The organism is Pseudomonas sp. NPDC089918, from assembly GCF_050280605.1.
Taxonomy (GTDB): Bacteria; Pseudomonadota; Gammaproteobacteria; order Pseudomonadales; family Pseudomonadaceae; genus Aquipseudomonas.
Window position 1 is genome coordinate 182,816 of sequence record NZ_JBNNVP010000001.1, and the last position, 12,809, is coordinate 195,624.

The window sequence follows — 12,809 nt, forward strand, 5'->3', positions numbered from 1 at the left end:
GTGCATCGGCTTTTGGAGAATCGTCATGCGCGCGATGGTTTTGCATGCCCCCGGCCAGCCGCTGCAACGGGAGGAGCGTGCCATCCCGATACCCGACGCACGCCAACTGTTAATCAAAGTCCTGGCCTGTGGCGTGTGCCGCACCGACCTGCATCTGGTGGATGGTGAATTGCCGCAAGCAGTGCTGCCGCGGGTGCCGGGCCACGAAATCGTCGGTGAAGTGACGGCGGTGGGTGCCAACGTCGCGCCCGACTGGGTCGGTAAGCGCGTGGGCGTTCCCTGGCTCGGCTGGACGTGCGGTGAGTGCACATTCTGCCGCTCGGGCCGGGAGAACCTCTGCGATCGCGCCCGGTTCACCGGCTGTCACCTGGATGGCGGTTATGCCGAGTACACCGTTGCCGACGCCCATTTCTGTTTTCCCATCCCGGACGCGCTCTCGGCCGCCGAAGCCGCACCGCTGCTGTGTGCCGGGCTGATCGGTTTTCGCGCCTTGCAAATGGCCAAAGGGGCGCGTCATCTGGGTCTCTATGGCTTCGGCGCGGCGGCGCATCTGGCGATTCAGGTGGCACGGGGCCGGGGGCAGCAGGTGTATGCCTTCACCCGACCGGGCGACAGCGAGGGCCAGGCCTATGCCCGAACCCTGGGCGCCGAATGGGCAGGTCCCTCGGATCAACCGCCGCCGCACCCGCTCGACGCCAGCCTGATCTTCGCCCCCGTCGGTGCGCTGGTGCCACTGGCGCTGGAAGCCACCGTCAAGGGTGGCTGTGTGATTTGCGCGGGCATCCACATGAGCGACATTCCCAGCTTCCCTTATCGATTGCTGTGGGGCGAACGCAGCATCCGTTCAGTGGCAAACCTGACTCGCGAGGACGGCACGGCGTTTTTTGCAGAGCTGCGTCATACGCCCGTGCACAGCGATGTCACCTGTTTCGCCCTGGACGATGCCAATCAGGCACTGGCCAGCCTGCGGGCCGGTCAGGTCAAAGGCGCGATTGTGCTCATCCCCTGACACGCGATCCCGGCTGCTTGACCGCCAGAATACTGCCCGGCACCGAGTAAAGCGCTCGTTCCGTGTTGCTGCCGATCAACCGATCGAACCCCACCCGATGCACCGTGCCCATTACAACGACATCGGCCAGATACTCCTCGACAAACTCACTCAGCACCGGCGCCGGCAGGCCCATGATGAAATGCCGGCGCTCCGGTGGCACGCCATAGCGATCGGCCAGGCTGACAAACGCCTGGTGCAGGGATTGCCGCAGCTCCTCCATGAAGTCCACGTTCCACCCGCCGCTGACTAAGGGCGCATCGCCATTGAAGGCCGGCGACAAGTCATACGCGTACAGCAGATGCAGCGGTGCATCGCATTGCAGGGCCAGTGCATTCGCCGATTGAATGATGGTGTCGTTGAGGCCACTGATTTGCGTCGAGGGGTCGAACGGGTCCACTGCCGCCACGATCCGGTGCGGCAGAGCGTGACGGGCCTGATTGACCAGATGCACCGGCACTTGGCATTCGCGCAGCAGATGGCAATCCAGAGGGGTGACAAACACGCGCTTGAGCAGCGGCTCCAGCGTGACGTCCTTGATCAGCAGGTCGGGCTTGAGCTCGTCGACGCACCTCAGGATGTCCAGCAATGGATGAGTGGTGAAGACCACTTCCACGCTCACTTTCAGTCCCTCACCGCTGAGGCGCTGAATTTCTTCCGCCATCCAGCGGCGATAGCGGCGCAGATAGCGCTGGTTCTCCGCCTCATCGGTTTTTTCTTCCCACAAATGGATGATCGGGGCCGGTTCTATGAACGCCCGCACATCCAGAATCGCCCCGCTGACCTTGGCGAGGGCAACGGCGCGCTGCAAGGCCGGGGATTGGTACAGGGTTCGGTCGGCGATCAGCAACACACGTTGATATTGACCCATCACACACCTCGATTCGGTGCCGGTCCAAAGCGCCGGTATGTTCCCAGACTGCGCTCGTTACCCCCTGGCCCGGTTGATTTACATCAGATGCAAGCGTTTGAGCCTGCCTGTCACGAGTGTCTGATCCAGATCAGATTCAAGCGCCGCCAGCGGCGTAAAAAAGAAATGAACCGCGTGGTTCGTTGCGACGCGCTTGCCTTTCAACCCGAATGGAGAATTGCACCATGCTCACTGTTAAAGACCACAATGACCGAGCGGCCGTCGCCTACGCTGCCGTCTCCGGACAGTACTGGATTGAAGCGCTCAGGGACGGGCGCCATGTGCTGATCCGGCCGCTGACAGAAAAAGACCGCGAACGTGAATATGCTTTTATCAAGCAGCTGTCCCCGGAGTCGCGGCACATGCGCTTTCTGGCGCAAGTCAACGAGCCCGGCACGGCCATGCTCGACCAGTTGATGGATGTCGACGGCAAGAACCGGTTGGCTTACATCGCCCTGATCCATGACAACGGCAAACTGATTGAAATCGGTGTCAGCCGCTATGCCGCCACCGCCGACACCGAGTGTGAATGTGCCGTGACGGTTGCCGATGAGTACCAGCATCTGGGCTTGGGCACCACGCTGATGGAGCATTTGATCAAGGCCGCGCGCAAGAATGGTTTTCGTCAGATGTATTCCGTCGACGCCGCCAGCAATGCCCCCATGCGCGATTTGGCCAAAGCCCTGGGCTTTGAGACCCGTCACGATCCCGATGACAGTCGTCAGGTCATTCATAGCCTCTATCTGTAAAAAAACGCCCCTCGGCGTGATTGGATCCGCCGAGGGGTGTTTCAACACTCAGGGCTCTAACAACGAGTGCCGACCCGCCGTTCGGTGTTTTTTTCAACGGTGTCCGCCAACAACGCTAGGCTTACAAACAATGTGGTGATCATCGCCATTTTGCAGGGAGCGCAAAAATGGAAATCATTAACCGTTGGCAAAACCTCTCCCTCAGGATGGCCCAGGGAGGAATGCCGCAATGAAGCTTTCCAATCATTACAAATGGACTGCCTTGGGCGCCATTGCGCTGACTCTTTTCAGCGTACTGATATTTTTGCTGATCAAATCCTATTCCTACGACACATCGACCTACTTCGAGTCGCGCGACTTCGTTCGCCAACTCAAGCAGTTCGATGCCAACTGGAACGTGAAGATTCTGAGAGCCAAAATCGGCCTGAACGACAATTTGTTTCTGGGAGCACCCGCTGAAGCAGAACAGCGATGGGCGCAGCTCGACAACCTCAATGCGACCGGCCCCCTCTCGACTCTTTGGCAAACTCGACGCGAGGGTTATCTGGATGCGGTAGAAAACAAAACCCGACTGGTTGAGCAATTCAAACAGCACAACACGGCCTTGCGAATATCATTCGAGGCCCTGCCTGAGCTGGAAGATAACATTCGGGTGTTGCTGGAAGATTTCAACGACAAACGCCCGAAAGTGGATGCTGTGGCGGCCTCAGTGGTGTTCGATGTTACGTTGGACACCCTTGAATACGCTCTCTATGTCTCCAGCGAAAGGGCTGAGGAAATCTCCGGGCATATGAAGTATCTGAATGACTACATCAATCAACTGCCGCCCGAACAGCGCCCGCCTTTCACTACCTTTGTAGACGCGGTGAATGCCATTGTTCGAGAACAGCCCATCGTCAATGATCTGCTTGATCGCATCAGTGTGATTCCGGTCGCACGGCAGTTGGACAGCATCAACGAATTATTGAACGAGAAACAACGGCGCACCAGCGCGACAGACCGCCAATATCACCTTTACCTGGGCATATGCGCCGGCATCATGGCCCTGCTGTTGTTGTATCTGGCCGGCCGCCTGATTCGCAGTTATGCCCTGATCAACAAGATGAACAATGAGCTGCAAACAGCAAATGAGCGACTGGAGCAACGCGTCGAAGAACGCACCCGCGAACTGCTGGAAGCCGAGCGCGAACTGGTCGATGCCGCGCGGATGGCCGGCATGGCGGAGATCGCGACCAATGTGTTGCACAACGTCGGCAATGTGCTGAACAGCGTTAACGTCTCGGCAGATTTGATCACCCGCAAATTGGCGGCCAGCAAAACCCTCGGCCTGGGTAAAGCGGTGAAAATGATGAACGAACATGCCGAAGACTTGGGGCAGTTCATCACGTGCGATGAAAAAGGCAAATTGCTTCCCCTTTACCTCAATCAACTGGTCGACTCCATCGCGACCGAGCAATCGAGCATCGTTGAGGAACTGTCACAACTCACCAAAAGCATCGATCACATCAAGGACATCGTTTCCACTCAACAGGCCTATGCCGGCGCCGCCAGGCTGGTTGAGCCGTTGAACGTCGTCGATCTGTTCGAGGATGCGTTACGCATGAATTCCGGCGCGTTGAGTCGTCACCATGTCGTCGTCACCAAGGACTATCAGGACACGCCGACGATCATCGGCGACAAACACCGACTGCTGTTGATCCTGATCAACCTGATCAGCAATGCCAAATATGCAATGTCCAAGGTCAGCGACCGTCAGCGCCAGATGACGCTGGGCGTCAAGATTGTCGATAACACAACGCTGCGCCTCAGCGTAGAGGATCAGGGCGAAGGGATCGCCGCCGAAAACATCACCCGCATCTTCAATCACGGCTTCACCACGCGCAAGGAAGGTCATGGTTTTGGCCTGCACAGTTGTGCGCTCGCGGCGGTAGAGATGAACGGGCATCTTCGCGTCCATAGCGATGGACCGGGCCACGGAGCGGTTTTCACCCTGGAGATACCTTTGGAGACTGCGCATGCATTGCCGACCGCTGGAATGTCAGTCAGTTAAGTCGCAAAACCTGTGGGAGCGGACTTTTGTGGCGAGGGGGCTTGCCCCCGTTGGGTCGCGAAGCGGCCCCAAAACCTGCAATCGCGGTGTATCAGGTACACCGCATGCAATGGTTTTACGACTGCTACGCAGCCGAACGGGGGCAAGCCCCCTCGCCACACAAGCCCGCTCCCACAGGGATTGCGCTTGACTGACTGGTATTAATCGCCCCACCAACGCGACTATCCCACCAAGGCCATCAACTGTTGGCGTTGCGCATCCGTCAGCATCGGGCCAAAACCCGCACCGGCGTTTTCCGCCATGTAACGCGGGTTGCTGGTGCCGGGGATGACACAGGTCACCGCCGGATGAGCCAGCAGGAACTTGAGCGCCAGTTGCGCCCAGCTATTGACTCCCACTTGCGCGGCCCATCCCGGCAGCGGTTTGCCTTTCAATCGAGCGAGCAAACCGCCGCCACCGAAAGGCCGATTGCAGATCACCGCCACACCGCGCTCGCGACACAGCGGCAGGATTCGTTTCTCGACGCCGCGGTCGTCCAGGGCGTAGTTGATCTGCAAAAAGTCCATCGGCCCGGCTTTCAATACGGCCTCCACTTCGTCATACGCCGACGCCGTGTAATGGGTGATGCCGATGTAGCGGATGCGCCCTTCTGCCTTCCATTGGCGCAGGGTGGGCAGGTGGGTTTTCCAGTCCAGCAGATTGTGAATCTGCATCAGATCGATACGGTCGGTCTGCAACAGCTTGAACGACTGTTCCATCTGCGCGATGCCTTCTTCGCGACCCTGGGTCCAGACTTTGGTGGCCAGAAATGCAGGCGAACGAGGCCGATGGATCGACAGCAATTCACCGGTCGTCTGCTCGGCGCGACCGTACATGGGCGAGCTGTCGATCACCGTGCCGCCCTTCTCGAACAACGCTCTGAGCACAGCGGGCAATTGCTTGTAGGCGGCGTCGGAAGGCGCGACATCAAAGCCGCGATAGGTGCCCAACCCGACCATGGGTAACGGCTCGTTGCTGGAAGGAATGGCTCGGGTCAGCATGTTCTTGCCTCCTGTTTCCGTCGACGACGCCGATGCGGCAAAGGCCGGATCGAAGGTGAAGACCGCCGAAACACCGGCAGCCAGCGTGAGTATTTTTCTACGGCTGAAAACAATCATAGGCAAAGACCAGTCAGTAACACGCAACCCTGTGGGAGCGGGCTTGCTCGCGAAGACGGCGCCACAGTCAACATTGATGCTGCCTGACACACCGCTTTCGCGAGCAAGCCCGCTCCCACAGGGATTGCGCTTGATTGACTGGCATTGGGCACCTCTCCTGTACAGCTGAATTTGCTGAACTACACTTTGCGGCACTCAAGCAATAGCTGTCTCAAGGCCCAAAGCAGTCAATGTCGTCCACTAAACTTAGTCGAATGTCGCGACCCCTGATGTCTCTCTTCGCTTTCATTGCAATTGCGTACCTGGTGCTCTGCGCGGCGCTGTTCGTATTTCAGCGCGCCCTGATCTACTACCCGCAACCACGCGCCATCGACTCACCCGAAACACTGCTGACGCTGCAAGTCGCCGATGCGCGGGTGCTGGTGACCGTCAGGCCACACGACGGCCCGAAGGCATTGATCTACTTCGGTGGCAATGCCGAGGACGTTTCCCGCAGCCTGCCCGGGTTCTCGCAGGCCTTTGCGGATCATGCGATCTACTTGCTGCATTACCGAGGCTACGGTGGCAGTTCCGGGTCGCCGTCCGAGGAGGCGATTCAGCAAGATGCCATGACCTTGTTTGATATGGTCTACAACACCCATCCCACTATCGCCGTGGTCGGGCGCAGCCTGGGCTCGGGCGTCGCCGTGCGCCTCGCCAGCCAACGCCCGGCCTCGCGGCTGATTCTGATCACGCCCTACAACAGCCTTGAAGACCTCGCCGCTCGCCAGTTCCGCTGGTTCCCGGTGAAGTGGCTGCTTCGGGACAAGTTCGAATCCTGGAAATACGCCGCTCACATCACCGTACCGACGCTGTTGATTGCCGCCGGGCACGACGAAGTCATACCGCGCTCAAGCACGGACCAGCTCTACACCCATTTCGCCAAGGGCGTGGCCTCGCTGCAAGTGATACCGGACACGGGCCACAATTCGATCTCCGAAAGCCCCCTATACCTGAAGATGCTGGGTGCAGGGCTGTAAGGTCAGCGCATCAGGAGACAGTCACAAAATCGACATGAATGCTTAACGTTTTTTTTACAACCCAGCAGGCACGTTATGCGTGGCTGCGGGTGCAGCGGCTCATGATGAGCATCGCGCGGGCCTTTGATAAAACGATGGAGCAAGGCATGGAGCCAACGGTGATATCGACCCAAACACATACGCTGATCAGCACGCACCCAGGGGTGAATGTCATGCAAAGGCCTCCTTTGCGCACGGCGGGGATTGGTCGCGCACAGGCGCGGGCCTCATGACGGTTCTGGTCACGGGCGCCGCCGGTTTCATCGGGTATCACACCGTCAAGCGATTGTGTCGGGAAGGTCTTGAAGTGGTCGGTATCGACAATCTCAACGACTACTACAGCGTGGAACTCAAACATGCACGACTCAAGGCGCTGGAATCCTTGCCGGGCTTTCGTTTCCAGACTCTGGACATCGTCGACAAACCGGCCTTGATGGCGTTATTCGAAGACCATGCTTTCACCGAGGTTGTGCACTTGGCGGCCCAGGCGGGCGTTCGCTATTCGCTGGACAACCCGGACGTCTACGCGCAGTCCAATCTGGTAGGTTTCCTGAATATGCTGGAAGCCTGCCGACACCACCGCCCCGCGCATCTGATCTATGCCTCGAGCAGCTCGGTGTATGGCACCAACAGCAAAATGCCGCTCAGCGTCGAAGACAGCGTCGATCATCCCATTTCGTTGTACGCCGCCACTAAACGAGCCAATGAACTGCTGGCGCACAGCTACTGCCACCTCTATGGCCTGAAGGCCAGCGGCCTGCGCTTTTTTACCGTTTACGGGCCTTGGGGCCGCCCCGACATGGCGCTGTTCAAGTTTACCGAGGCGATCATCAAAGGCTTGCCGATCGACATCTATAACCATGGCCAGATGTCGCGCGACTTCACCTACATCGACGACATCGTCGAAAGCATCGCCCGCCTGCGCTCAAAACCACCGGTGCCGAACGGGCCCGGCGATGGCGCAAACCGAATCTTCAACATAGGCCGCGGCCAGCCGGTGCCGCTGCTGGAATTCGTCGATTGCCTGGAATCGGCGCTGGGTATCAAGGCCCAACGCAACTTCATGCCGCTACAGGCAGGCGATGTGATCAAGACCTGGGCCGATATTTCGGCACTGGCCGAATGGGTCGACTTCCGCCCTCAGGTGACGGTTGAAACAGGCGTGGCGGAATTTGTGAAGTGGTATCGCCACTTCTATCAGATATGAAACGTGAGCCCTTGATAATAAAAGACCAAGGCGCAAGGGGGACTCTATGAGCCAAGACATCTTTGTATCTGTATTGATTCCAGCAAAAAACGAAGCAAACAACCTCAAGCCCTTACTTGAGGAAATCCGCACCGCACTGGCCGATGAGGCTTACGAAATCATTGTCGTGGACGACGGCAGTACCGATTCCACCTTGCATGAACTGCGGCAGATCAAAAACAACGGTCTGAGCGCGTTGCGTATCCTGCGTCATGAGCGCTCGCTGGGGCAAAGCACCTCGCTCTACCATGCCGCGCTGAATGCCCGGGGCCAATGGCTGGCGACACTCGATGGCGACGGTCAAAACGACCCTGCGGACATCCCCGGGATGTTGGCGCTGGTGCGCGGTGAACAGGGTCTGGTCGACGTTCAGTTGGTGGCCGGGCATAGGGTCAATCGCCGTGATACCGCCAGCAAGCGCTGGGCCTCGCGTTTCGCCAACGGCCTGCGCAGCCGCCTGCTCAAGGACGCCACCCCGGACACCGGCTGCGGGCTAAAACTGATCGAGCGTGCGGCGTTTCTGCGCTTGCCGTACTTCGACCATATGCATCGGTTCATTCCTGCGCTGATCCAGCGTCACAACGGCCGCATGATCGTCCATCCGGTCAACCACCGCCCCCGCACAGCCGGGGTGTCCAAATACGGCAACATCGACCGTGCCCTGGTGGGCATTCTCGACCTGTTCGGCGTTTGGTGGCTGATCAAGCGCACACGGCTGAATACCAACGCACAGGAGATCGAAGGATGAACCTCTCCCGCGAAACCCTATGGCTGGTGATCGGCTTCGGTGGCCAGATCGCCTTTACCGGTCGCTTCGTCTTGCAGTGGCTGTACAGCGAATACAAAAAACGCAGCGTGATCCCGGTGAGCTTCTGGTACCTGAGCATCATCGGCAGCACCTTGCTGTTCGCGTACGCCATTTACCGGCAAGACCCGGTCTTCATTGTCGGCCAGGCCTTTGGCTCCATCGTCTATTTGCGCAACTTGCAATTGATTGCCCGCAGCAGACATTTAAAGGACTGAGCCATGCGCAAAACCCTGTCGCCCGGGATCGAATGCCTGGGCCTGATGCTGCTCGCCTTGCTGTTGATCGGCGCCGGGCTGGGGCTGCGTCAACCGCAGAATGTGGACGAGGAACGCTTCCTCGGCGTGGCACTGGAAATGCTGCACAACGGCGCGTGGTTCATCCCCCACCGCGCCGCGGAGATATACGGCGATAAGCCGCCGATCTTTATGTGGACGGTGGCGTTCTTCGCGTGGCTTACCGGCCTGCCTGCCCTCGCCCTTTATATTCCGGGGCTTTTGTCGGCCGCAACGGTCACGGCCATGGTCTACGATCTGGGCCGCAGATTATGGAATCAGCGCATCGGTCGGACGGCGGCGCTCTTGTACCTGGCCACCTATCAGACTTACAGCATCTTGCGAACCGGGCAGATCGACAGCTTTTTGATTCTGTTCACGTCGCTGGGCCTGTACGGGCTGGTACGACATCTGCTGCTTGGGCCGGCGTGGCGTTGGTTCTATGTGGGCTGCGCCGCCATGGGCATTGGCGTGATCACCAAAGGGGTCGGCTTCGTCCCGGTGTTGATGCTGATTCCGTATGCCTACGCGGTGCGCAAAAACTGGTCCGGTGTGGTGGCCATGCCGGGCGAAGCGCGCAAGTGGTTCCTGGGCTTTTTGGTTGCGCTCGGCGCCATCGCCATCTGGCTACTGCCCTTGGCGCTTTCCATTGTGCTCAATGGCACTGCGGATGAAATTGCCTATGCGCGAGAAATCCTGCTGCGCCAGACGGCAGCACGCTATGCCGCCGCGTGGGATCACCGCGAACCGTTCTGGTATTTCTTCGTCAACGTGATCCCGCAATATTGGCTGCCGTTGGTGCTGGCCCTGCCTTGGCTGGTGCCGGCCTGGCGCCGGCAACTGCGCAAACACGACGGTCGAGTGCTGGTGCTGCTGGGCTGGGTCGTGCTGGTGGTGTTGTTCTTCTGCCTGAGCAGCGGCAAGCGCAAGTTGTACATCTATCCGGCGCTGCCAGGGCTGGTGCTGGTGGCAGCGCCGCTGATTCCATGGCTGCTCAAGCGCTGGTTCGGCAAACGCCCGCGCGGTCGACGAATATTCCAGGCGCTGGTGGTGACCTGGTTTGTTCTGTGGTTCGCCCGCGGTTTCATCGAGACGATCAAGGACGGTCGCAACCCCCATGAAGCGCTCATGGCGCAGGCGGCGACCACGACCCACGGTGCCGATCTGGTGCTGGTCAACTGGCGCGAAGGCCACTGGTTATTCGCCCGGCAGCCAATCGTGCATTTCGGGATGAAAGACTCCTCGGTCCAACAAGCAGCACAGTGGTTGCGCGACCACCGTGAGGCATACGCCCTGGTGCCGGACGGAGTGTTGAGCCAGTGTTTCAATCCTGAAGCCGCCCATGCGCTGGGCGAAACGTCTCGTGCGCAGTGGTCGATCGTAGGCGCCGATGCCGATAACGGCCGTTGCCATCCCGGGCAGCCACCCAAGGTCTATCGCTTCAGCTGGGACAAGGAAAAGACATGAGCAAGGCATGGAAGCCGGGAGTATTTTTCATTGTTGTATTGCTTGGCGCCTACGCGGTTTCGGTACATTTTATGGTCCACCGGCAGCTGTATGCTCACTGGCAAAACCTCTGGCACGGCAATCAGGCGCCGGACAAAAATATCTGGCTGCCGGACTATAAAGCCGTGATCCAGGCCAAGCCTGTTGCGAGCGTCACCGATTTGTCCGGCATCACCTATGACCCGGACCGGGATCGTCTGTTGGGGATCACCAATAGTTCTTCCATGGCGATTGTCACGCTGAGCCGTAACGGCGACCTGCTTGAACGTTATCCGCTGATCGGGTTCCAGGACACGGAAGGCATTGCTTACTTGGGTAAGGGGCGAGTGGTGATCGCCGATGAAGTGTTGCAGCGACTGTACGTCGTCACTTTGCCGAGTACCCCTGGCCCTATCCATGCGGAAAACGCACCGTTTCTCGCCATCGAGATCAACCTGAGCGAACACAACAAGGGCTTTGAAGGCGTGACCTATGACGCGGCCAATGATCGTATCTTCGCGGTCAAGGAACGCGATCCGCGGCAGCTGTATTCGGTCACGGGCATGCTCGCGTCCATCGACGGCTCGTGGCAGGTCCGCATCAAGGACTTGACGAACTGGATCGACCGCAGCGTCTTCGGCATGGACCTTTCCGAGGGTTACTACGATCCGCGAACCGGTCACTTGCTGGTGCTGAGCGAGCAGTCCGACAACGTGACCGAACTCGACGAGAAAGGTAACTTCGTCAGCATCCGCTCACTGCTCGGCCTGACGGATGATCTCGAAAAAAACATACCGCAAGCCGAAGGCATGACCATGGACGCCGATGGCGAGCTTTACATTGTGAGCGAGCCCAATCTGTTTTATCGGTTCAGTAAATCGAAGGCCGCTGTGGTGCATTAATGGGTTTTGTGTGGGATGGGCCGGCCTCTTCGCGGGCAAGCCCGCTCCCACAGGGGATCTGCTGTGAACCCGTTTTTGCGATCGCCGCAGATCAAATGTGGGAGCGGGCTTGCTCGCGAAGAGGCCAGCAAGAACACCCTCCTGTTTCCGGTTAAATCACACCGAATCAGGCCGAGCTTCAGCCGCCGCCATGTGCGCCTTCAAAAACCCGATAAACGCCGTCACCTTGGGCGACGGCAAATGCTCCCGAGCCGTCACCGCATTCAGGTCCTGTGGCGGCCCGATCCATTCCGGCAGCACCCGGCACAGTCTTCCCGCGTCCACATCGGCCTGCATGCTTTGATCCATGCCCAGGCTCAACCCTTCGCCGGCACACAATGCATCTTTTAGCAGAGCGGGATCGTTGGCGATGATGGTCGGCTCAACCCGATAACCGCGCATTTTGGCGCCAGCCTTGCGCAACGGCCAAACGTAACCCACATCGCGCCGAGCCTGATGCAGCACCAATGTGCGGTGTTGAAGCAGTTCGTCCGGCGTCGCCGGCAGGCCGTGGCGCTCGATGTACTCAGGCGCGGCGTAGATGCCCGTGGCGTAACTCGCCAGGCGGCGGGCGACCAGACTGGAATCCGGCAAGGCGCCGAGGCGCAGCGCCACATCAACCTCCTCGCCGACCAGATCCAACGGCACGTGGGACGCCAGAATCTCCAGTCTGATGTGTGGGTACGCCTGACGAAAACCGGCCACCAACGGTGAAAACCAACTGACCCCGAACGAGTACGGCACCGTCACCCGCAGCCACCCGCGCGGATCATCGCGCAGTTGATGCACTGCCAGCTCGGCGTGTTCCAGGGTGGTGGCGATGTCCTTGCACTGGTCAAAGTAAACCGCTCCCGCCTCGGTCAGGCTCAACTGGCGCGTGGTACGGCGCAACAACTGCACGCCGATGGCCTGTTCCAACTCGCGCACGCGGCGACTGACGGTCGTCTTCGGAATCTGCAAGGCATGGGCCGCGGCGGTGAAACTGCCCAACCTCACCACGCGCACAAACACCAGCGTGTCATTCAAGTCCCGGATCATTCGAGCCACCTGCGGGGTAAAATCAAGATGGCCCAATTGTGCCACTG

The 12,809-nt window shown here is 59.2% G+C and carries 12 protein-coding genes; 9 read left to right on the forward strand and 3 right to left on the reverse strand.

What is annotated here, in order from left to right:
• Positions 1 to 25 precede the first annotated feature (25 nt).
• Positions 26 to 1,009 carry a zinc-dependent alcohol dehydrogenase family protein gene (locus ACQKPC_RS00820; protein ID WP_427622781.1) on the forward strand — a complete coding sequence of 328 codons (984 nt, stop codon included), beginning with the start codon at positions 26 to 28 and terminating at the stop codon, positions 1,007 to 1,009.
• On the opposite strand, the gene ACQKPC_RS00825 is transcribed toward ACQKPC_RS00820, so the two are convergent.
• Complete coding sequence (locus ACQKPC_RS00825) at positions 999 to 1,919, reverse strand: universal stress protein (RefSeq protein ID WP_427622782.1); 921 nt, start codon at positions 1,917 to 1,919, stop codon at positions 999 to 1,001. The two genes, ACQKPC_RS00820 and ACQKPC_RS00825, sit on opposite strands and share 11 nt — an antisense overlap.
• Before the next feature lie 224 nt (positions 1,920 to 2,143).
• Here ACQKPC_RS00825 and ACQKPC_RS00830 point away from each other — a divergent pair, with 224 nt between their 5' ends.
• A complete protein-coding gene (locus ACQKPC_RS00830) occupies positions 2,144 to 2,707 on the forward strand; it encodes an N-acetyltransferase family protein (protein ID WP_427622783.1) in 564 nt (187 codons plus the stop codon).
• A 229-nt stretch (positions 2,708 to 2,936) separates the two neighbouring features.
• Positions 2,937 to 4,757 (forward strand): DAHL domain-containing protein, encoded by a 1,821-nt coding sequence (locus ACQKPC_RS00835; protein WP_427622784.1) that lies wholly within the window; start codon positions 2,937 to 2,939, stop codon positions 4,755 to 4,757.
• Between the two features lie 221 nt (positions 4,758 to 4,978).
• Here the strand turns inward: ACQKPC_RS00835 and ACQKPC_RS00840 are convergent, their stop codons facing one another.
• Entirely contained in the window at positions 4,979 to 5,797 is an 819-nt protein-coding gene (locus tag ACQKPC_RS00840; protein WP_427622880.1) for an aldo/keto reductase, read from the reverse strand.
• 347 nt (positions 5,798 to 6,144) lie between these two features.
• Between ACQKPC_RS00840 and ACQKPC_RS00845 the strand changes: the two genes are divergently transcribed.
• From ACQKPC_RS00845 to ACQKPC_RS00870, 6 genes are all read left to right on the forward strand, one after another.
• Complete coding sequence (locus ACQKPC_RS00845) at positions 6,145 to 6,933, forward strand: alpha/beta hydrolase (protein WP_427622785.1); 789 nt, start codon at positions 6,145 to 6,147, stop codon at positions 6,931 to 6,933.
• A 268-nt stretch (positions 6,934 to 7,201) separates the two neighbouring features.
• Positions 7,202 to 8,179 (forward strand): NAD-dependent epimerase, encoded by a 978-nt coding sequence (locus tag ACQKPC_RS00850; protein ID WP_427622786.1) that lies wholly within the window; start codon positions 7,202 to 7,204, stop codon positions 8,177 to 8,179.
• Positions 8,180 to 8,225: 46 nt separating this feature from the next.
• Positions 8,226 to 8,966, forward strand: a complete 741-nt coding sequence (locus ACQKPC_RS00855; RefSeq protein WP_427622787.1) for a glycosyltransferase family 2 protein — start codon at positions 8,226 to 8,228, stop codon at positions 8,964 to 8,966.
• Positions 8,963 to 9,241, forward strand: a complete 279-nt coding sequence (locus ACQKPC_RS00860) for a lipid-A-disaccharide synthase N-terminal domain-containing protein (RefSeq protein ID WP_427622788.1) — start codon at positions 8,963 to 8,965, stop codon at positions 9,239 to 9,241. Before ACQKPC_RS00855 ends, ACQKPC_RS00860 begins: the two co-directional genes overlap by 4 nt.
• A 3-nt stretch (positions 9,242 to 9,244) precedes the next feature.
• Entirely contained in the window at positions 9,245 to 10,765 is a 1,521-nt protein-coding gene (locus ACQKPC_RS00865; protein ID WP_427622789.1) for an ArnT family glycosyltransferase, read from the forward strand.
• Positions 10,762 to 11,685 carry an SdiA-regulated domain-containing protein gene (locus ACQKPC_RS00870; RefSeq protein ID WP_427622790.1) on the forward strand — a complete coding sequence of 308 codons (924 nt, stop codon included), beginning with the start codon at positions 10,762 to 10,764 and terminating at the stop codon, positions 11,683 to 11,685. The genes ACQKPC_RS00865 and ACQKPC_RS00870 overlap by 4 nt, the downstream gene beginning before the upstream one ends.
• A 156-nt stretch (positions 11,686 to 11,841) precedes the next feature.
• On the opposite strand, the gene ACQKPC_RS00875 is transcribed toward ACQKPC_RS00870, so the two are convergent.
• Positions 11,842 to 12,762, reverse strand: coding sequence for a LysR substrate-binding domain-containing protein (locus ACQKPC_RS00875; RefSeq protein ID WP_427622791.1), 921 nt, complete (start codon positions 12,760 to 12,762; stop codon positions 11,842 to 11,844).
• Positions 12,763 to 12,809 lie beyond the last annotated feature (47 nt).

Bases quoted from the DNA above. Each gene is read 5' to 3' on its own strand.
- ACQKPC_RS00825 (WP_427622782.1), bottom strand. From the start codon at position 1,919: ATGGGTCAATATCAACGTGTGTTGCTGATCGCCGACCGAACCCTGTAC.
- ACQKPC_RS00855 (WP_427622787.1), top strand. From the start codon at position 8,226: ATGAGCCAAGACATCTTTGTATCTGTATTGATTCCAGCAAAAAACGAA.
- ACQKPC_RS00830 (WP_427622783.1), top strand. From the start codon at position 2,144: ATGCTCACTGTTAAAGACCACAATGACCGAGCGGCCGTCGCCTACGCT.
- ACQKPC_RS00820 (WP_427622781.1), top strand. From the start codon at position 26: ATGCGCGCGATGGTTTTGCATGCCCCCGGCCAGCCGCTGCAACGGGAG.
- ACQKPC_RS00850 (WP_427622786.1), top strand. From the start codon at position 7,202: ATGACGGTTCTGGTCACGGGCGCCGCCGGTTTCATCGGGTATCACACC.
- ACQKPC_RS00840 (WP_427622880.1), bottom strand. From the start codon at position 5,797: ATGCTGACCCGAGCCATTCCTTCCAGCAACGAGCCGTTACCCATGGTC.
- ACQKPC_RS00845 (WP_427622785.1), top strand. From the start codon at position 6,145: ATGTCGTCCACTAAACTTAGTCGAATGTCGCGACCCCTGATGTCTCTC.
- ACQKPC_RS00875 (WP_427622791.1), bottom strand. From the start codon at position 12,762: ATGATCCGGGACTTGAATGACACGCTGGTGTTTGTGCGCGTGGTGAGG.
- ACQKPC_RS00860 (WP_427622788.1), top strand. From the start codon at position 8,963: ATGAACCTCTCCCGCGAAACCCTATGGCTGGTGATCGGCTTCGGTGGC.
- ACQKPC_RS00865 (WP_427622789.1), top strand. From the start codon at position 9,245: ATGCGCAAAACCCTGTCGCCCGGGATCGAATGCCTGGGCCTGATGCTG.
- ACQKPC_RS00870 (WP_427622790.1), top strand. From the start codon at position 10,762: ATGAGCAAGGCATGGAAGCCGGGAGTATTTTTCATTGTTGTATTGCTT.
- ACQKPC_RS00835 (WP_427622784.1), top strand. From the start codon at position 2,937: ATGAAGCTTTCCAATCATTACAAATGGACTGCCTTGGGCGCCATTGCG.